General features: G+C 61.3%; 17 protein-coding genes. 11 read left to right on the forward strand and 6 right to left on the reverse strand.

What is annotated here, in order from left to right:
• Positions 1-1,670: diguanylate cyclase domain-containing protein (locus tag R6W86_RS09855; RefSeq protein WP_410329186.1), on the reverse strand; the 1,670-nt coding region annotated here is incomplete at its 3' end.
• Between the two features lie 106 nt (positions 1,671-1,776).
• On the opposite strand from R6W86_RS09855, the gene lptM reads away from it, so the two are divergent.
• Genes lptM through xerC form a run of 5 tightly spaced genes read left to right on the forward strand, consistent with a single transcriptional unit; the run spans position 1,777 to position 5,881 of the window.
• Complete coding sequence (gene lptM / locus R6W86_RS09860) at positions 1,777-1,947, forward strand: LPS translocon maturation chaperone LptM (protein WP_410329187.1); 171 nt, start codon at positions 1,777-1,779, stop codon at positions 1,945-1,947.
• A 35-nt stretch (positions 1,948-1,982) separates the two neighbouring features.
• On the forward strand, positions 1,983-3,233 hold the full coding sequence (gene lysA / locus R6W86_RS09865) for a diaminopimelate decarboxylase (protein ID WP_410329188.1): 1,251 nt from the start codon (positions 1,983-1,985) through the stop codon (positions 3,231-3,233).
• Between the two features lie 14 nt (positions 3,234-3,247).
• Positions 3,248-4,162, forward strand: a complete 915-nt coding sequence (dapF, locus tag R6W86_RS09870) for a diaminopimelate epimerase (RefSeq protein WP_410329189.1) — start codon at positions 3,248-3,250, stop codon at positions 4,160-4,162.
• A 17-nt stretch (positions 4,163-4,179) separates the two neighbouring features.
• Positions 4,180-4,926, forward strand: a complete 747-nt coding sequence (locus tag R6W86_RS09875) for a DUF484 family protein (protein ID WP_410329190.1) — start codon at positions 4,180-4,182, stop codon at positions 4,924-4,926.
• Positions 4,927-4,951: 25 nt separating this feature from the next.
• Positions 4,952-5,881 (forward strand): tyrosine recombinase XerC, encoded by a 930-nt coding sequence (gene xerC / locus R6W86_RS09880; protein WP_410329220.1) that lies wholly within the window; start codon positions 4,952-4,954, stop codon positions 5,879-5,881.
• Here xerC and R6W86_RS09885 read toward each other — a convergent pair.
• Entirely contained in the window at positions 5,875-6,108 is a 234-nt protein-coding gene (locus R6W86_RS09885; protein ID WP_410329191.1) for a DUF2789 domain-containing protein, read from the reverse strand. The two genes, xerC and R6W86_RS09885, sit on opposite strands and share 7 nt — an antisense overlap.
• Positions 6,109-6,203: 95 nt before the next feature.
• Between R6W86_RS09885 and R6W86_RS09890 the strand changes: the two genes are divergently transcribed.
• The gene (locus R6W86_RS09890) at positions 6,204-8,993 is read left to right on the forward strand and encodes an ATP-binding protein (RefSeq protein ID WP_410329192.1); all 2,790 of its coding nucleotides are present in this window, start codon (positions 6,204-6,206) and stop codon (positions 8,991-8,993) included.
• 11 nt (positions 8,994-9,004) lie between these two features.
• On the opposite strand, the gene R6W86_RS09895 is transcribed toward R6W86_RS09890, so the two are convergent.
• Complete coding sequence (locus R6W86_RS09895; protein WP_410329193.1) at positions 9,005-9,370, reverse strand: hypothetical protein; 366 nt, start codon at positions 9,368-9,370, stop codon at positions 9,005-9,007.
• Between the two features lie 203 nt (positions 9,371-9,573).
• Between R6W86_RS09895 and R6W86_RS09900 the strand changes: the two genes are divergently transcribed.
• Together R6W86_RS09900 and R6W86_RS09905 are read left to right on the forward strand one after the other, a co-directional pair.
• The gene (locus R6W86_RS09900) at positions 9,574-10,182 is read left to right on the forward strand and encodes a hypothetical protein (RefSeq protein WP_410329194.1); all 609 of its coding nucleotides are present in this window, start codon (positions 9,574-9,576) and stop codon (positions 10,180-10,182) included.
• 140 nt (positions 10,183-10,322) lie between these two features.
• Entirely contained in the window at positions 10,323-12,404 is a 2,082-nt protein-coding gene (locus R6W86_RS09905) for a patatin-like phospholipase family protein (RefSeq protein ID WP_410329221.1), read from the forward strand.
• Between the two features lie 9 nt (positions 12,405-12,413).
• Here R6W86_RS09905 and R6W86_RS09910 read toward each other — a convergent pair whose 3' ends face one another.
• From R6W86_RS09910 to R6W86_RS09920, 3 genes are all read right to left on the reverse strand, one after another.
• Positions 12,414-13,088, reverse strand: a complete 675-nt coding sequence (locus R6W86_RS09910) for a GntR family transcriptional regulator (protein ID WP_410329195.1) — start codon at positions 13,086-13,088, stop codon at positions 12,414-12,416.
• Positions 13,089-13,171: 83 nt separating this feature from the next.
• The gene (gene cls / locus R6W86_RS09915) at positions 13,172-14,602 is read right to left on the reverse strand and encodes a cardiolipin synthase (RefSeq protein WP_410329222.1); all 1,431 of its coding nucleotides are present in this window, start codon (positions 14,600-14,602) and stop codon (positions 13,172-13,174) included.
• Positions 14,602-15,672 (reverse strand): AraC family transcriptional regulator, encoded by a 1,071-nt coding sequence (locus R6W86_RS09920; RefSeq protein ID WP_410329196.1) that lies wholly within the window; start codon positions 15,670-15,672, stop codon positions 14,602-14,604. The genes cls and R6W86_RS09920 overlap by 1 nt, the downstream gene beginning before the upstream one ends.
• Positions 15,673-16,063: 391 nt before the next feature.
• Here R6W86_RS09920 and R6W86_RS09925 point away from each other — a divergent pair, with 391 nt between their 5' ends.
• The 3 genes from R6W86_RS09925 to R6W86_RS09935 all read left to right on the forward strand — a co-directional run bounded on the left by R6W86_RS09925 (position 16,064) and on the right by R6W86_RS09935 (position 18,530).
• Complete coding sequence (locus tag R6W86_RS09925) at positions 16,064-16,861, forward strand: alpha/beta fold hydrolase (protein WP_410329197.1); 798 nt, start codon at positions 16,064-16,066, stop codon at positions 16,859-16,861.
• Between the two features lie 110 nt (positions 16,862-16,971).
• Complete coding sequence (locus R6W86_RS09930; protein WP_410329198.1) at positions 16,972-18,060, forward strand: SMP-30/gluconolactonase/LRE family protein; 1,089 nt, start codon at positions 16,972-16,974, stop codon at positions 18,058-18,060.
• Entirely contained in the window at positions 18,057-18,530 is a 474-nt protein-coding gene (locus R6W86_RS09935; protein WP_410329199.1) for an acyl-CoA thioesterase, read from the forward strand. Before R6W86_RS09930 ends, R6W86_RS09935 begins: the two co-directional genes overlap by 4 nt.
• Positions 18,531-18,563: the final 33 nt, after the last annotated feature.

The following is an 18,563-nucleotide window of genomic DNA, read 5'->3' on the forward strand; positions in this document are numbered from 1 at the left end:
ATGCTGGAGGCGATAGCCCGAGCCGTGTGGATCCGGTTGCGGCCGGAGGTCTTGGCGGTATGACACAGGTCGGCGGCCTGGGTCAGCAGTTTTTCCGGATCGTTCGGAAATTCGTTCTCGATTACCAGCAGACCGCCGCTGACGGTGGTATGCAGCTTGCTGCCCTGCCATTCGAAGACAAAGCTGCGAACCAGTTCCCGGATATCGTCGGCAATTTTACGGGCCCGGGGCTCCGGGCAGTTCTCGATCAGCAGTACGAAGGTGTCCCCGGACAACCGGGCCAGGGCATCCCGTTGCCGTATCCGCACTCCCAGATTGCCGGCCAGCTCCCGCAGGTAACGGTCGCAGGTACCACTGCCGGCGGTTTCGTTGAATCGGTTGAAGTCATCCAGGTCGAGGTACAGCAGGCTGTCGATGCTGTCCCGGTGGGATTTCTGTTCCAGGGTCTGCAGCAGGCGGGCGAAGAATTCCCGGCGATTCATCAGGCCGGTGACCGGGTCACGGCGGATCCGGTCACCGGCTTCGTTCTGGCTGATCCGGGTGTGGGTGTTACGGCCAATGTGAACGGCGCCGAGGATGTCGCCCTGGGCGCTGGTCAGGCGCTGGTAGTGAAATTCGTGGACGGGCAGCTCGCGATTCTGGTGGGCCAGTGGCATCTCCACCACGAAGCTGCCCCGTTCGAACGCCCGCTGCCAGAGCCGTTCGATCAGCCGGCGTTCGTTGGGGTGCTCCCGGAGCAGTTCTCTGAGATTGTCACCGGCGGCAGGCGTCTTGCCGAAGGTCTGGGCGAACTGGCTGGCATAGGACTGGTTGCAGTGCAGGAGCGTCAGCCGGGTGTCTACCGCCGCCACCAGGTCAGGGGTTGCCTGTCCGGCGGCTTCCATGAGCCGATGGTAATGATCGAGGGCTTTTTCCTGTTCCATGATCGCGGTGCGGTCCACCAGGGTGCCGACCAGGCGGTGGATGCGTCCTCCCTTGCGCAGTGCCCGGCCATCCAGGGCCATACGGCGCTGCTTCTGCCGTGCCGTCAGCGCATTCAGGTCCAGGGAAAACGGCTGGCCGGTGCGTATGCAACGCCGGAACAGCGCCCGGACCCTGGACTGGCCGGCCTGGCAGTAGAACAACGCCTGATCCGGTGTAATGTCCAGGCCTGGACGCAGCTCCAGCAGCTGGTAGATGCCCTCACTCCAGGTCATCTCGTTGCTGGCAATATCCAGTTCCCAGAGTCCGAACCGGGCAAGGTCCTCGGCGGATTTCAACAGGCAGGGATCCACTCGCGCAGCGTCAGCCAGGGCGATGGTGGCCCGCGCTGCCTGGTCGGAATCGTGGATGGCCTGCTTGAGACTGAGCTGAGCGGTAAAGAAGAAGCCTTCCCGGTGCCGGAAGGTCACCAGGATATGCTGGCCACCTTCGATCTGGTGGCGGTTCACCGGCGCAAACGGATCGTCCTGGCGGGAAGCCAGGATGCGATGGACCGGTTGCCCCACCAGCTCACCGGCCTCGTAACCCAGGACCGCCTCGGACTGATGATCGACCTGCACTACCGTGCCTTCGTCATCGATCCTCAGCAGGGTCTGGCGACCATCCTGTGGTGTCTGGTCTGGCCGGTAGCGGCGAATGACGAATTCTTTCACGTGCGGATAGCCTCGGGTGTCGGTCAGTGGCTCCATGATACTGATACTGCCATGGAAAAGAAGCTCCGGGTCCGTTGCCGTGTCTCGCCCGCTGCCATGGGTGTCAGGTATACTGCGCCAAAGCAACTTTCCGGGGGCGCCCATGCCTTTTCGATTTTTTGCGATCTTCAGCCTCGTGTTTACCCTCTTGCTGACTGGCTGTGGCCAGAAGGGCCCTTTGTACCGTGATCAGGGTAGGGCGGCCGCCAGCGAGGCAGTGCGGGCCGTGACCGACGGCCAGGCAGAGGAAGACCGTGAACAGAGTGATAACTGAGTAACCGCGCACCCGCTTAACGAATCAGGACATCCATGGACCACTTCAACTACCGTAACGGCGAGCTCTACGCCGAAGACGTCCCTGTCTCCGAAATCGCCGAGCGTTTCGGAACGCCGGCCTACATCTATTCGCGGGCTACTCTCGAACGCCACTACCGGGCCTACGACGATGCCCTGAAGGGTCGCCCGCACTTGGTGTGTTATGCCGTCAAGGCCAACAGCAACCTGGCGGTGCTGAACGTGCTGGCCCGACTGGGGGCCGGTTTTGATATCGTGTCTGCGGGTGAGCTCGAGCGGGTACTCCGGGCCGGCGGTGATGCCGGCAAGGTGGTGTTCTCCGGCGTCGGCAAGCAGCAGTGGGAGATGAAGCGCGCCCTGGAGGCGGGGGTACGCTGTTTTAACGTGGAGTCGGATACCGAACTGGACCGCCTGAACCGGGTGGCCGGCGAGCTGGGGGTGAAGGCCCCGATTTCCCTGCGGGTCAACCCGGATGTCGATGCCGGGAGCCACCCTTATATCTCCACCGGTCTCAAAGAGAACAAGTTCGGGATCGATATCGCTGAGGCCCTGCAAGTCTACGCCAGGGCCGCGGCCCTGCCGAACCTGGAGATCCGTGGTGTGGACTGCCACATCGGGTCGCAGCTTACTTCCGTGTCACCGTTCCTGGACGCCCTGGACCGCGTGTTGGCGCTGATCGATGCTCTGGCGGAGCAGGGCATCCGGATCCGTCATCTGGACATGGGTGGCGGTCTGGGTGTGACCTATGATCAGGAGCAACCGCCCCAGCCGTCGGACTACGTGAAGGCCCTGGCGGAACGCCTGGGTGATCGCAACCTGGAGCTGGTTCTTGAGCCGGGACGCTCCATTGCCGCCAACGCCGGGATCCTGGTCACCCGTGTCGAGTTCCTCAAGTGCACCGAACACCGTAATTTCGCCATCATCGATGCCGCCATGAATGATCTGATTCGTCCGGCGCTTTACAGCGCATGGCAGTCCATCATTCCGGTCCGGCCACATCAGGACGGCGAAGAGAAAACCTGGGACTTGGTGGGGCCGGTCTGCGAAACCGGGGATTTCCTGGGCAAGGACCGGCATTTGCGGTTGCAGGCGGGAGACTTGCTGGCGGTTCGCTCCGCCGGCGCCTATGGTTTTGTCATGAGTTCCAATTACAACACCCGTAACCGTCCCCCCGAGCTGATGGTGGATGGTGAGCAGGTCCACATGGTTCGTCGCCGGGAAACCCTGGAGGACCAGCTCGCCCCTGAAAGTTGTTTGCCGGAATGACCCGGGAGCAGGAGATGAGTCAGCAGCGACGCGGGCAGGGCCCGACTCTCCGGTTTACGAAGATGCATGGTCTGGGCAACGATTTCATGGTGGTCGACGCCATCAGTCAGCCGTTCCGGCTGCGCCCGGAGATCATCCGGGAGCTGGCGGACCGGAATTTCGGTATTGGCTTCGATCAGCTGCTGGTGGTGGAGCCGCCCGGCTTGCCGGATGTGGATTTCCGCTATCGGATATTCAATGCCGACGGCTCGGAAGTGGAGCAGTGTGGTAACGGTGCCCGCTGCTTCGCCCGATTCGTTCGGGACCAGCGCCTGACCAACAAGAAGGTCATCCGGGTCCAGACCGCCAAGGGTGTGATCGAGCTGCGCGTCGGTAAGGACGGCATGGTCATGGTCAACATGGGTGTGCCCGAGTTTAATCCGCCGGCTATTCCTTTCGCCGCCGAACGGCGCAAGGACGTCTACACGGTCGAGGTCGGCAGCCAGGCCGTGGAGCTCAGTGCGGTCTCCATGGGTAATCCCCATGGTGTTTTGGTGGTGGATGACGTTGACACCGCTCCGGTGGAAACCCTGGGGCCGCTGCTGGAACGCCACCCCCGTTTTCCGGCCCGGGCTAACATCGGGTTCCTGCAGATTCTCGATCGGGGTCATGCCCGTTTGCGGGTGTTCGAGCGGGGCTCTGGCGAGACCCTGGCCTGCGGCAGCGGTGCCTGCGCAGCCGTGGTTGCCGGCAATGTCCGCGGCTTGCTCGACCAGCGGGTGGAAGTGGAGCTGCGCGGCGGCAAGCTGGTCGTCGAATGGCAGGGGGAAGGGGCGCCTGTTATGATGGAAGGCCCTGCGACGACAGTGTTTGAAGGGCAGTTGCGCCTGCCACCAGACAACCATACCCGCCGCCGTAAGAGCGGTCGTTCAAACAGACAACGTTCCTGACAGCCCGGGAGAACGCGATGACAGAACAGACGGTCCGCAAGAAGGCCGAAGACCTCACGCCGGAACAGGTGGCCGACTACCTGAGGGCCAATCCTGACTTCTTTGTTGATCAGGATGAACTGTTGCGTAGCCTGACTCTGCCCCATGACAGCGGTCGCGCCATCTCCCTGGTGGAGCGGCAGGTGCATCTGTTTCGCGAGCAGCGCGACATCCTGCGCCGGGAACTGGTGGAACTGGTTTCCATTGCCCGCCATAACGACCGCCTGTTCGAGAAAAGCAAACGGCTGCTGATGCAGGTGATTGAGGCCCGCACCCTCAACGATATGGCGTCGGCCATCGATGACAGTATCCGCGGCGATTTCGGCCTGGATGCTTCCTCGGTCCTGCTGTTCACCGACCAGGCCCTGCCGGAAGCCTCCCAGGGTGCCTTGCATGTGGTCGGTCCGGAATTGGCCCGGGAACGGCTGGACATGCTGCTGGACGGCGACCGCGCGGTGTGCGGGCAGTTCCGGGAGAGAGAGCGGGAATTCCTGTTCCCGGACCGGGAAGAGCCAATCGCCTCGGTTGCCCTGGTGCCGCTGCGCCATGAACAACTAGTGGGTGTGTTTGCCGTCGGCAGCTGCCAGCCCGGGTATTTCGATCAGAGCATGGGGTCATTGTTCCTGAGCTACATCAGCGACACCCTGAGCCGCCTGCTGCCCCCCATGATCCAGCGCCACACCGGCTGTGCTCCGGTGGCCGACATCACTGCGGAGTCCCGATAGCGTGTCAGCGGGGATCGTCGCCGCGATGCTGCCCGATTCCCTGCAGGAACCGCTGTCGAGGTTTGTTCGCCACCTGGTCTCCGAGAAGCGCCATTCGCCACGTACCTGTGATAGCTATGAGCGGGATCTGAACCGACTTGCGCTCTGGCTGGCGGAATCTGGACGTGACCAGTGGAGGTTACTGCTCAGCCATGATCTGCGCCGTTATGTGGCGGTCCTCAGCCGGCAAGGGTTGAGCGGTCGCAGCATCGCGCGTCACCTTTCGGCCATTCGCCGGTTCTATAACTTTCTGCTACGGGAACGGCTGGTGACGGACAACCCGGCGGTGGATGTCCGTGCCCCGAAAAGCGGCCGCCGTTTGCCTCGGGTGGCAGACGTTGACCAGCTCAGCCAGTTGCTTGATGCCCGTCCTGACGACCCCCTCGAGGTGCGGGATCTGTGTATGTTCGAGCTGATGTACTCCTCCGGTTTACGGCTGTCGGAACTGGCGGATCTGAATCTTGACTCGCTGGACTTGCGTGCCGGGGAAGTGCGGGTGGTCGGTAAAGGCAACAAGGAACGGGTTCTGCCCTTGGGACGCAAGGCTGTGGAGGCAATCGAGGTCTGGTTGTCCGTGAGAGCGAAGCTGGCGCCGGAGGGAGAGAATGCGGTCTTTGTCAGTCGTCGGGGGGATCGGCTCAGCCGTCGCAGTATTCAATCTCGGCTGGGGCGCTGGGGAATTACTCGAGGCGCCGATCAGAAACTGCACCCCCACCTGTTAAGGCATTCCTTCGCCAGTCATATGCTGGAGTCCAGTGGCGATCTGAGAGCGGTCCAGGAACTCCTGGGCCACGCCGACATAGCCACCACCCAGGTTTATACCCACCTTGATTTTCAGCATCTGGCGCGGGTTTATGACCAGAGTCATCCCCGGGCCCGGCGCACCAAACCCGAATCCGGTTCAGACGATCAATGACGCATAATTGCGTCCAGTTCGTCGATGATTTCAGCCCAGTCACTGTCCTCTTCCAGTCCTTCCTCCAGGAAGTGGGACTGGCTTTCCGACCAGAACGGAGCGTCCTGCAGGGCAATCTCCCGCGGAAGCGGGGAATGCCTGGCGACAAAGTCCTCGATGCTTTTGTCATCGGAGGCCAGGCCGAGCTGCTCGAACAGGATGCTCAGGGAGTGTTTGCTGGTGTCCATGGAGTACCGTCTCCTTATTGAGAGTGTCTGAATGAAATCGCCAACGTTTGCAGGTATTGTTCACTGAACTTTAGCGAATCCCGGGAGGATATCCAGTGAAGGTCGTCCTTCGCTCCCTGTTACTATGCAGCCTGCTTGGCCTGTTTCAATCCCCCGTCCTGGCGGATCCTCCCCAGCCCTCGCCAGCGCCGGTGCTCGGCCAGTCCGACCTTGAGTGGCTGCAACAGCAGGAACGGTTTGTGGTAGGCGTTCAGGGCGGACAGGTGCCACTGGCTTTCGATACCGGCGACGGGGTGCTGGCGGGAACCTACATTGATTACCTGGCCCGCTTGTCCGACAAGCTGGGAGTGCCGGTGGATCCGGTCATCCTTGAGAGCGGGGAAGAAGCCAGCGCCGTGCGTCCGGAGCCCGATGCGTTGCTGACTACCCATGCGCCGGGCACCCGGATTGCCAGCGGTCAGCGCATGACCAAACCACTGATGACCCTGACCTACGGGCTGTTTGTCGGTGCCGGTGACGCAGCCATCCAGTCCCTTACGGATCTGGAGGGAAGTCAGGTTGCCATCATCAAGGGCGACACCAATCAGTACGCGATGCTGGAACCGGTGGAAGAGTTCCAGCCGGTGCCAGTGAGCGGAATCGGGGAGGCGGTCAGTACGGTGCTCTCCGGCGAAGCTCAGGCGTTTGTCGGACCGGTGCCGATGGTGTCCGATTATCTGCAGTCGGCCATGATCAACGGCATCGGCCTAGCCAGGCTGCTCGATGACAAGCCGGTGGATGTGCTGCTCCAGGTCCCGGCAAAACAGGAACGCCTGTTCCGGGTGCTCGATAGTGCAATTGCGGCCCTCAGCCACAACGAGCATCGGGTGATCCGTCAGTCCTGGCTTCAGGCCGATGTGCCGTCCATGGAGCGCAGTGGTGTTGAACTTTCGGTGACAGACCAGGACTGGCTCAAGCGCAATCCCAACATGAGGGTCGCCTTCCGTTCTGACTGGCCGCCGTTCGAGTATGAGCAGGATGAGAGGCCCACCGGTCTGGTGGCGGATCTGGTGACCCGGCTGGAATCCGAATTGGGCATACGTTTCACTCGCGCCATGGTCGAAGACCGCTCCCAGGCGGAACAGAAACTGATCGATGGTGAGGTGGATATTCTGCCCGGTCTGTCCAGAACGCCCCGCACCGAAAACAAGTATCTGTTCACACGCGCCTATCTGAACGTGCCCATTGCCCTGGTGATCCGGGATGACGGTCGGTTTATCGGGGATCTTCGGGAATTGCGGGAGGAGCGTGTCGGGGTCGTTAGCCACCACGCTGCCCACGATTATCTGCTGATCAACCATCCCAACCTTGATCTTTATCCCATGAGGAATGTGGAGGCAGGGCTGCTGGCCTTGTCCAACGGCGACCTGGACGTGATGGTGACCCATATTCCGGCAGTCAGCTACACGGTGGCACGGCTGGGCCTGTCCAATCTCCGCATTACCAGCATTACTCCCTACCAATACGATCTCAGGCTGGCGGTGCGCAAGGACAACCCGGAGCTGCACCGGATCCTGAACAAGGGCTTGTCGAACCTGGAGGCTTCGGAAACCGAATCCATCTATAACCGCTGGATTCACCTGGATATTGAACAGGAAACTGACTACACCGTCGTGCGACGGGTGGTACTGATCGCCATCGTAGTGGTGCTGATCTTCCTGTACTGGAACCGGAAGTTGTCCCGGGAGGTGGATGAACGGATCCGCTCGGAAAATGCCTTGCGCCGTAGTGAGGACGAGTTGCGGGCGGCCAAACTCGAGGCCGAGCGGCTGGCCCGGGAGGCCGAGGCCGCAAGCCGGGCCAAGAGCGAGTTCCTGGCCAACATGTCCCATGAGATCCGGACTCCGATGAATGCGGTGATTGGTTACAGCGACCTGCTCAGCAACAGCGTGACCGATCCCCAGCAGCGCAGTTACCTGGACGCCATTCGCGCGGGCAGCCGCAGCCTGCTGATGTTGATCAATGACATCCTGGATCTATCCCGGATCGAGGCCGGCAAGATGCGCCTCGACTATTCAGCAGTTTCGGTGCGCCGGCTGCTGGGCGATGTCCGGCATATTTTCGACCTACGCGCGCGCGAACAGGGGATTACTCTGGAGGTAAGTGTGGACTCGAAGATGCCCGCTGCAATGATGCTGGACGAGACCCGGCTGCGCCAGGTTCTGTTCAATCTGGTGGGCAATGCCATCAAGTTTACCCACGAAGGGGGCGTTACTGTCCGAGCCACAGCAAAACCACTGAAAGACGTTCCGGACGACGATGGCAAGGCAACGGACCGCCAGTTCCATCAATTGGTGGTCAGGGTCAGTGATACCGGAATCGGTATACCGCTGGACCAGCTGGAACGGATCTTCGATGCCTTTGAGCAGCAGGAGGGGCAGAATACCCGTCGTTATGGCGGTACCGGCCTGGGACTGGCGATCAGCCGCAAGCTGGCGCGCATGATGGGTGGGGACCTGGCGGTGCAGAGTAAACCTGGCACGGGTTCGGTGTTTACCGTGACGCTGCCGAGAGTGGAGGCGACGGTGGAGCAGGCCGAGGAAGACGGTGAGCCAAAAGAAGAGGAACGCCTGCTGGCGCAGACCCTGAGCATGCAGGAGCGTGGCTGGTTGCGGCAGCAGCTTGCCCGGGACTTTGGCGATGAGTGGAAAACGGTCCGCGAAAGCGGTGACCCGGAGCAGATGAAGGATTTTGCCCGGCGTGTTGTGGCCTGGGGCCAGCGGCACCGGTCACCGTCGGTTACCCGTTATGGGGAAAAACTGCTGGCGGATGTGGACGCGTTCAATCTTGATGCGGTGAACAGTGCGCTGGAGTCGTTTCCGAAGCTGCTGGGGCGGCAGGACTGACCCGCCGCTGATCACAGACAGTCGAATTGGGAGCGGCGGTCAAAGGCCACGGAGACCATGTCGTAGCCGGACTCGGACAGATTTCGGATCAGGTCACGATCCTTCAACAGGGTCATGCACACCTTGTGGACGCTGGCCTGCAGCTGCTCGATGGGCGGTTCGCCCGCCGCGAAGCGGAAATCCACGATCAGGTATTTCCGATCCGCTGTAGCCGCCACCGGAATATCCTCGCGGACGATGCTTTCATAGCCAATGTAGGTGGCCTGCTGCTGGGGGAAGACCTGGCTCATCAGCACATCAATGTTTTCGGCGTTCGCCAATGGTGCTGTCAAGAGGAGGGCGGCGATGACGATGCGGGAAAAGATTCGAAGGCTCATGTGTCCACTCCCTGGTTTCTTTTTGGGTAGTGTAACAAAATGTAACACCTCGTTGCAGGCCATTATTGCAGAGTGTGTCGTCATTTACGCCGGTGGTGGGAAAAGTTTTTCAATTGTTTGCAGTCTGGATACAGTTTCTCCGGGGTGCCCCGGACGAACCGATCAACTATTCTTTCAAGAGTAAAAACGATAGGGAGAGAGCCATGTTTCAGCTGGTATTCAAAGGTGAGTGTGCTGCCGGAACCGATGAGCAGACGGCAAGAAATAACGCCCGGGCGCTGTTCAAGGCCTCTGTCGAACAGGTCGAACGGATGTTCAGTGGTCAACCGGTGGTCATACGCAACAAGCTTGAGGAGGCCCAGGCCGAGAAATACCGGGCGGTGCTGCAAAAACATGGCATGGTGGCGTATGTCCAGCCCATGCCCGGTGCCCGGCCAACACCTGCGCCATCGCCCTCCGGCACCCAGGCCTCGCCCCCCACGCCTGATGAACCGGCACCCAAACCGACCGCCAGCACTCCGGTGCGAGCCAGCGGCGGTGTAACGCCGAAGGTTGAGCCGGGAGACCGGTTACCGGTGGCCGGGGAGAAAGTGGATGACATCCTGGCCGGCAGTGGTCTTGACCTGGATCCCGTTGGGGTGACCCTGGCTGAACATGAGGAAGCCGAGGCGCCCATGTTCGAACACCTGGATGACTGGACCCTGGCGCCAGCGGGTTCGGACCTCGGGGTAGAGCGGGAGCTTCCGCCGCCCATGGTCCCGGATGTCTCGCACCTGTCCCTGGTAGACGAGGACGACAAGGACAAACGCTGAGTGTATCTGGTCACAGGACGCGTCCGTTGAGAACTCTGGCTACCCTGCTTCTGTGCCTCCTGACTCCGGCATTCCTGCTGGCGCAAGAGCACGAGCGTGCCCGGGTGGGCCTGGTGCTCAGCGGTGGCGGGGCCAAGGGCATGGCCCATGTCGGGGTACTCCGGGTGCTGGAGGAAATGAACATTCCGGTGGATGTGGTGGTGGGCACCAGCGCCGGCTCGGCCGTCGGTGCCCTTTACGCCTCCGGGATGCCGGTTGCCCGAATTGAGGAACGCTTCATCGAAATGGACTGGCTGTCCAGTTTCCGGGACGACCCGGGACGGGCCTACAAACCGATTCGACGCAAACAGGATGACTGGCGGTTTCCGGTTTTGCCCGGTCTCGGTCTCCGTGCCGATGGTTTGCATGTCGGTGGCGGGATTGTCGCCGGTCAGAACCTGGGCTTCATTCTCAACGAACTGACCCGGAATGCTGCGTTGGTGGAAGACTTTGACCGGCTGGCGATTCCGTTCCGGGCGGTGGCTACCGACCTGGCCACGGGGGAGCAGGTGGTGATCGATCATGGCAACCTGGCCGAGGCGGTCCGGGCGAGCATGAGTATTCCGGGTGTCTACACTCCAGTGGAGCTGGACGGCCGGCTGCTGGTGGATGGAGGTGTCGCCAACAATCTGCCGGTGAGCGTTGCCCGGGATATGGGCGCGGAGGTGATTATCGCCGTGGATATCACCGACCCGCTCATGAACACCGATGACCTGCGGGAAGCCTTTTCCGTGGTCGGCCAGCTCACAACCCTGCTGACCCGCCGCAATACCGACCAGCAACTGGACCTGCTTGGTGAAAGGGACATTCTTATCCGCCCGGATCTGCAGGGGCACACTCCGGCGGATTTTTACCAGGCGCCACTGTTGTTCGAGCTGGGTGCGACCTCCGCCCGCAATCATGCCAGTGAGCTGAGGCCTTTGCAGGTCTCACGAACCGACTGGACGGCCTACAAGGCCCGGATGTCCTCACGTGCTTTCAATGCCGGCCCCGTCGCCCGTATCGAGATCGAACGCAGTCGCAGGCTGGCCCGGAGTTTCCTGCGGGAGCGAATTCGCCAATCCATCGGTGAGCCCCTGGATATCCCGGCCCTGGAAGAGGATCTCAAGCGGATCTATGGCCTTGGTTATTACGAAACGGTGTCCTACTCCCTTTCACCTTCGCCGGATGGACCGGTGTTGGTTATTCAGCCCCGGGAGAAGAGCTGGGGCCCCAATTACCTGTCATTCGGTCTCGGCTACGAGGACAATTTCGATGGCGAGACCCGGTTCAATATAGCCTCCGCGCTGCGCATGACAGAGCTCAACCGGCTTGGGGGGGAATGGCATACTGGCCTACAGCTGGGCACTGAACCGTGGATCAGAACCCAGTGGTATCAGCCGCTGGACTTCGGCTACGACCGGTTCTTTGTGCTGGGTGGTGAGTATTCCCGGGAAAGCTTTGGTGTCTATGATGAAGCCGGCCAGCAGGTTGCGGAGGTGGATGTCATATTTCGCTCGGCAGATATTGCCCTGGGGGTGGAGTTGGGAGGTGACGCCGAGGCGCAGCTGACCTACACCCGCGGCTATGCCACGGTGGATGAGGAAGTGGGGGAGCCGGTGGCCCCGGATGACGCCATCCACCAGGGCAATATGACGCTGCGGCTGGTCCATGATTCCCTGAACGATTCGTTCTTTCCGACCGCAGGGGCTTTTGCCGGTGTCAAAGGGCGGTTCGAACGGGAGGATCTTGGCTCGGACCGGCATTTCGACTCGGTAACCACGCTGCTTCTGAGTGCCGGAAGCTGGCAGGGCCTGACCCTGACGGGACTGGTGTTTGCCGAGGATGTGACCCGGGGCGAGGCCGGGGTGGAGAACCATGTCCGGTTGGGTGGCTTCCGGCGACTGTCAGCGTTTGCCCCTGGCCAGATTACCGGCGAGAGCGCTGCCATGGCGGCAGCCTATGCCAGTCAGAGTTTTGGCGGTCCGCTGATGCCGTGGTTTGCCGGTGTCGGGTTCGAGGCAGGCAACGCCTGGGATTCCCTAGGTGATGCCAGCTGGAATGGTTCGGTCCGGTCCTGGAGCCTGTTTGCCGGGGTGGATACCTTCCTGGGGCCGGTCCAGCTGGCGGGTGCCTACAACAATGAGGACAACTGGAGCGCATACCTCAACATCGGCTTCTCCTTCACCCAGCTGTTCTATTGAGGAGGCCGGTCAGCTCCGCTGTTCGTTCCCGGCAATGGCGTCCAGTACCTGCTGGCACTGTTGCAGGGCGAAACGGTGGAGGATGCCGGCAAGGCGCTCTTCGTCGCGGTCCCGGATCGCGCTGATAGACTCTTCCATGTTGGCGAGGTTGTCCTCCAGCACCTGGCTGCCACCGTGCTGGAACGCAGCGAAGGCGCAACGCCGGGCTGAGGGCCAGAGGTCATCAATGGCGTTCACGATGAAGTAGTTGTCGGCGTAAACCAGGGAAGCCTTGGTGTATTCGATGCCCAGCTCGAGGAACTTCATCAGGTCATTGTTCTGGTAACAGGTCTTAATCTGCCGGTGCAGGGATTCAAGCCGCTCCATGTCTGACGGTTGCCACTGGCGCACCAGCTTTCGTCCCGTGTGGGTGAGGTAGAGCTCGAGGGTCTCGTACAGGCTCCGCACAAAGTAATCGTCAAGGGTAGTGACGAATGCGCCTTTGCGCGGGACGTTGCGCACCAGGTGCCGCTTTTCCAGCAGGAGTAACCCTTCCCGTATCGAGCCGTGGCTGACATCCATTTCCTTGGCCATGGAGCCCTCGTAAATGCGCTCGCCGGAGCGAAGCTGGCCAAAAACGATCAGGTTTTCGATGTGGCGGGCGACCTGTTCGGTCAGGGTCTCACGGGGTTTGAAAGCGTTCATGTCGGTTTACGGCTACTGCATGGAATTGGAATTGCTCGCATATTCGCACATTCTAGTGGCCCGGAGCCAGTCTGAGGCCGGTGTCACAGCAAGGGGGCGCTCAGGCGGATGGCCCGGCAGGTCAGCCGGAACAGGATCGAGCGGTCCCGGTAGTCGCGCTCGGTCATCAGCCGGCAACTTTTCAGGTCCTCCTCCAGCATCTGCTCGACTTCGGACACGAATTGTCGGTCGGTGTTGATGGCGGTGATCTCGAAGTTCAGGCGCATGGAACGGTTGTCCAGGTTGGCGGTACCCACGGCGGCATAGCGGTCATCCACCAGCACCACCTTCTGGTGCATGAAGCCCGGCTGATAGCGATAGATGCCGATGCCGGCCTGGCTGGCCTGCACCAGGTAGGAGTAGGCGGCCAGCTTGATCAGGTGGTTGTCGGGGGTTTCCGGGATCAGGATACGGACATCGACGCCCCGAAGCGCCGCAAGCTGCAGGGCATTCATGATCTGGAAATCGGGGACGAAGTAGGGCGAGGCAATCCAGATCCGGGACCGGGCGTTATTGATGCAGTTCAGGAAAAACAGGGTGCAGGTCTCCCAGGAATCGGCCGGTCCGGTGGGCAGGATCAGCACTTCCTGGTCGCCCGGGGTGTGCTCGCCGGCGCTCCAGTCCAGGTTGGGCAGCTCGTCACTGGCCCAGTTCCAGTCTTCCAGCCAGGCCAGCTGGAGGCCGCTTACCGCCGGGCCCTCGATCCGGCAGTGGGTGTCCCGCAGGGGATCCTGGTTCATGGCGGTGCCCAGGTATTCATCACCCAGGTTGATGCCGCCGACAAAACCCACCCTGCCGTCACACACCAGCAGCTTCCGGTGGTTTCGGAAGTTGATCTGGAATCGCCGTCGGCGGATGTTGCCGTCGCCGAATGAGGCGACCCGTGCGCCGGCTTGGGACAGTTCTCGCAGGTACCGGCGGGGCAGGAAGACGCTGCCGATGTCATCGTACAGGAACCAAACCTCCACGCCCTGTGCCAGTTTCCGTTCAAGGATCGATTTGATGCGCTGGCCGACCCGGTCCGAACGGACAATATAGAATTCGAGCAGGATGTAGCGGCGGGCATCCTCCATGGCTTCGAACAGGGCTTCGAAGGTGGCTTCGCCGTCGCGCAGCAGGGTGCAATGGTTGCCATCAGTGAAAGGCTGGCGGCCGAGTTTGCACAACACCTGCAGCTCATCCTGGAAACGGTCATTGCCGGGGGCGGGAATGGATGTGGTCTGTTGCTCAAACCGGTTGAGCAGGTCGGTCAGGGATTCGTCACCCGACCGTCTGGCCTTGACGTAACCACCGAACCGGTTCCGGCCGATCAGCAGAAACAGAGGTACGGTGACATACGGAATGCCCAGCAGACCAATGATCCAGGCGATGGCGCCCTGGGGCGTGCGGTAGGTCAGCAGGATCCGGTAGATACATGCCAGTGCCGCCAGATACGCCAGGCCGACTGCAATGGCGATCAGCGGAAAGCCCTCCATCATGATGTACTCCCCGGGTCCGTGGTGCCAGCGCCCTGGTGTTCGGCCCGGTACTGGGCCGGCGCCTGGCCGGTCCAGCGCTTGAACGCCCGGCTGAAGGCGCTGAGCTCGGAAAAGCCCAGCAGGAAGGCGATCTCGCCCAGGGCATACTGGTCGGCAGCGACATAACGTAGGGCCTTGTCCTTGCGTACCTCCTCCACCAGTTCGTGGAAACTCAGTCCTTCCTTCTTGAGTTTTCGGTAGAGGGTCTGGCGACTCATGTGACACTGACGGGCGAGGGTGTCGGCATCGATCCGGTCGGTCGCCATCTGCCGGGAAATCAGCCTGCGGATCTTGCGGCTGAAGGAGCGGCGGGTTTGCAGCCGGGCCAGCAGGAAATTGACCTGGCGAAGGACCGCCGAATACACATAGGGGTTGCGGTGCGGTATCGGATGGCTCAGGTGGCGACTGGCAAAGGCAACGCGGGTGATGCCGTGCCCGAAGGTTACCGGCCCGCCAAGCAGGACTTCGTATTCGTTGGCGTAGGGTGGCTTCTCATGGGCGATCTCGGCCCATTCGGCCTGGATACCGGGATGGATGAAGTGCCGGGTCCGGCTCATGGCAGCGGCCAGGGTCCGGTCCATGTCCTGGCGGCAGTAATGTTCCGGAACGTCCGGTTGCCAGGTCAGGATGGCGGTGTCGCCGCTTTGTTCGAACGTGAGGATGACCGATTCGTTGATCAGCCGGTGCAGGCGCACATACTGGGTTACCGCCTCGCCCAGGGTGTCGCAGTTGAAAAACACATGCCCCACCAGCCCCATGCGCTCGGGATCGACCAGCTTGCCAGCATGGAGACCGACGCCGGGGTCCCCGGTGATCTGTTCGGCATACTCCCACAGCCGGTAGTGGGCATCGGCGGGCACTCGGCGGTCCGGATCTTCGAGTTCACCGGTATCCAGGCCGGTGATGCGGGCGATCCGGCTCTGGTCCAGTGCACCCTGGCGTTCCAGGTAATGCACCAGTGCCAGCGTGCTGGAGGCGGCAACGCCGGGAGTGCGGGCTGTCAGGGTATCCGGGTGCGAGGAACTCACAACATTCCTTCTGAAAGTTAACAATCTGTCATGGACGCTGGTACAAAATGTCAAGCGTATGGGACAACTTGTCAACGGCCTGTTTGCGATACAACGATAGCATCATCACATCAGGTTGGAGTAATGAATGCACACTTGATGGAGGTGTTGTATGGAACAGGAAATCTTTGTGCCCCATAGCGAGCAGGAACGCAAGAACGTGATTGCTCTCGCGGAATATCTGGACAGCATCTTCTACTGCTGATCAGACAGGCGTTTAGCCTATGACCTTAAGCCGGGTAACCCCCGGCTTTTTTTCGTCCTGATATTCGTCTGCCTTGCTCGCTGGGCTGGCAATGGTAATGTATCCCGCTCCGAGAACAATCCTTTCCAATGCGGAGGCTGTCTGTCCATGAGTGTCGAGCTGAATCATCGAATTACCGGCGAAGGCAAACCCCTGATCCTGTTGCATGGCCTGTTCGGGTCACTGGAGAACCTGGGAGGGATCGCGCGCCGGCTGCAGGATGAATGGCAGATCCACGCCCTGGACGAACGCAATCACGGCAGCTCCCCACACACCGACAGCATGGACTACCCCTCCATGGCGGCAGACGTGCTTGCCTACATGGATGCCCAGGGACTGGACAAGGCCTCACTCCTGGGGCATTCCATGGGGGGCAAAGTGGCCATGCAGGTGGCGCTCATGGCGCCGGAGCGGGTGGAGAAAGTGATCGTGGCGGATATCGCGCCGGTCAGCTACAAACCCCGCCACGATGCCATTCTCGAGGGGCTGAGAAGTCTGGATCTGACCAGCGTGCGCTCCCGTCAGGATGCCGACAAGCTGTTGGCGGAGTATGTCGAGACGCCCGGCGTCCGGCAGTTCCTGCTGAAGAACCTGGAGCGGGTGCCCAGCGAAGAGCAGACTGCTGATGGCCCCATGTTCCGGTGGCGGCTGAACCTGCCGGTGATCGATGACTGCTATGAAAATCTGGCCAAAGCCCCCGAGGGTGACGGCCCCTTCAACGGTCCTGTCCTGTTCCTCAAGGGCGCAGAATCCGCCTACATCCAGGAAAAGCACCGTGACCAGATCATCAGCCTGTTTCCTTCGGCCGAACTGCGCATCATCCAGGATACCGGCCACTGGCTGCATGCCGAGAAAGCCGATACCTTCGCCGCCCTTTGTCGCCGGTTCCTTGAGAGTGAGGACTGATGCCGGCGCCGTCCGGCACGGTCTGTTTTCATGGTCTAGCCCGCGTCTGCTATGGTTAGGCCATTGTCCTGGCGGGGGAATCGGAAAATAACAACAGGCGGACGCACTCTATGAAGTGGTTGTTGATCGGGTTGCTGGTGGTGTTTCTTTTGCTCGGCAGTTTTTTGCTGACGCCGTCGCCCATTGACAGCAAGGCCTGGGAGCCGCCCTCGGCACCACCGCTGACCGGGATCCTGGCAGCCAACGAACGGCTTCGACTGGCGGACCTTCTGGCCCGCGGCCAGGTCTACGGCCCGGAAGACACCACGGTCGGACCGGATGGCGTTCTGTACAGCGGTACCCAGGACGGCTTCATCGTCCGCGTCTTTCCGGACGGTCGCATCGAAAAGTGGCTAGAGACCGGTGGCCGGCCTCTGGGGATGGTGTTTGATCAAAAGGGAAACCTGATTGTTGCGGATGCCTGGAAGGGGCTGCTATCCATTGCCCCGGACAAGACCGTGACCGTGCTGGCGCGGGAAGCCGGAGGCACCCCGTTCCGGTTTACCGATGATGTGGACATCGGTCCGGATGACACCATCTATTTCACCGATGCCAGTTCCCGCTTTCATCAGCCGGACTATCGGCTCGACCTTCTGGAAATGCGCCCCCATGGCCGCCTCCTGCGTTATTCTCCCCGCACCGGGCGGGCCGAGGTCCTGCTGGGCAACCTGTACTTCGCCAATGGCGTCGCGGTTTCGCCGGACGGTGACTTTGTTTTGGTCAACGAGACCTGGAAATACCGGATCCTGCGCTACTGGCTGCAAGGCCCCCGGGCCGGTCGGGCGGAGGTATTTGCCGACAACCTGCCAGGGTTCCCCGACAACCTGGCGGTGGATAGAGATGGCCGTTACTGGGTGGCCTTCCCCACATTGCGGAACGCGCAGGTTGACGTCCTGCACCGGACGCCCTGGCTCAAGGACCTGGTCGCGAAGCTTCCGGACAGCCTGAAACCCGCCCCCCAGGAGTATGGTCTGGTGGTGGCCTACGACCGGGACGGCAATCCCATTACCAGCCTGCACGATACCCGGGGTACCCACCTGCAGGAAATCACCTCGGTGAATCCCCATGACGGGGTTCTATACTTTGGTTCACTTCACAACGACCGTATCGGGCGGCTACCGTTGCAGGCCATTCCGGGGCTCGGAGACACTGACGAATGACCGCCGAACAGAAGATTGACTGGGATCTGCCGGATCCCTTCACCCTTGAAATTATCGTGCGTGAAGAGGACACCGATCGCCTCGGGCACGCCAATAACGTGGTTTACGTCCGCTGGCTTGAGGATGTCAGCTGGGCCCACATCGAGAGCCTGGGCATGACCTGGGAGTTGCACGAGGCCACTGGCAAAGCTATGGCGATCACCCGTACCGAGATCGACTACCTCACCTCGGCCAACGTCGGGGACCGGCTCATCCTGGGTACCTGGCTGACCGGGTTTGACGGGCGCTTCCGTTCCTCCCGCCAATTCCAGTTGGTGCGCCCAGCGGATGACAAAACCCTGGTGCGGGCAGTGTCTACCCATGCCTGCGTCAACATGAAAACCCAACGACCGTCCCGGGCACCAAAGGAATTTGCCGAGATCCTGTCGGCCGCCTCGGTCAGTGGCGGCAAGGGCCTCGAGTCAAACTGAGCCTTACCCGGAGGCGGTTTTCTGCTAGTCTGA

It is taken from the genome of Marinobacter sp. (assembly GCF_046484525.1).
Classification (GTDB): Bacteria; Pseudomonadota; Gammaproteobacteria; order Pseudomonadales; family Oleiphilaceae; genus Marinobacter.

Coding starts and splice junctions, on each gene's coding strand:
- lptM (WP_410329187.1), top strand. CDS start 1,777: ATGCCTTTTCGATTTTTTGCGATCTTCAGCCTCGTGTTTACCCTCTTG.
- lysA (WP_410329188.1), top strand. CDS start 1,983: ATGGACCACTTCAACTACCGTAACGGCGAGCTCTACGCCGAAGACGTC.
- dapF (WP_410329189.1), top strand. CDS start 3,248: ATGAGTCAGCAGCGACGCGGGCAGGGCCCGACTCTCCGGTTTACGAAG.
- R6W86_RS09875 (WP_410329190.1), top strand. CDS start 4,180: ATGACAGAACAGACGGTCCGCAAGAAGGCCGAAGACCTCACGCCGGAA.
- xerC (WP_410329220.1), top strand. CDS start 4,952: ATGCTGCCCGATTCCCTGCAGGAACCGCTGTCGAGGTTTGTTCGCCAC.
- R6W86_RS09885 (WP_410329191.1), bottom strand. CDS start 6,108: ATGGACACCAGCAAACACTCCCTGAGCATCCTGTTCGAGCAGCTCGGC.
- R6W86_RS09895 (WP_410329193.1), bottom strand. CDS start 9,370: ATGAGCCTTCGAATCTTTTCCCGCATCGTCATCGCCGCCCTCCTCTTG.
- R6W86_RS09900 (WP_410329194.1), top strand. CDS start 9,574: ATGTTTCAGCTGGTATTCAAAGGTGAGTGTGCTGCCGGAACCGATGAG.
- R6W86_RS09905 (WP_410329221.1), top strand. CDS start 10,323: ATGGCCCATGTCGGGGTACTCCGGGTGCTGGAGGAAATGAACATTCCG.
- R6W86_RS09910 (WP_410329195.1), bottom strand. CDS start 13,088: ATGAACGCTTTCAAACCCCGTGAGACCCTGACCGAACAGGTCGCCCGC.
- cls (WP_410329222.1), bottom strand. CDS start 14,602: ATGGAGGGCTTTCCGCTGATCGCCATTGCAGTCGGCCTGGCGTATCTG.
- R6W86_RS09925 (WP_410329197.1), top strand. CDS start 16,064: ATGAGTGTCGAGCTGAATCATCGAATTACCGGCGAAGGCAAACCCCTG.
- R6W86_RS09930 (WP_410329198.1), top strand. CDS start 16,972: ATGAAGTGGTTGTTGATCGGGTTGCTGGTGGTGTTTCTTTTGCTCGGC.
- R6W86_RS09935 (WP_410329199.1), top strand. CDS start 18,057: ATGACCGCCGAACAGAAGATTGACTGGGATCTGCCGGATCCCTTCACC.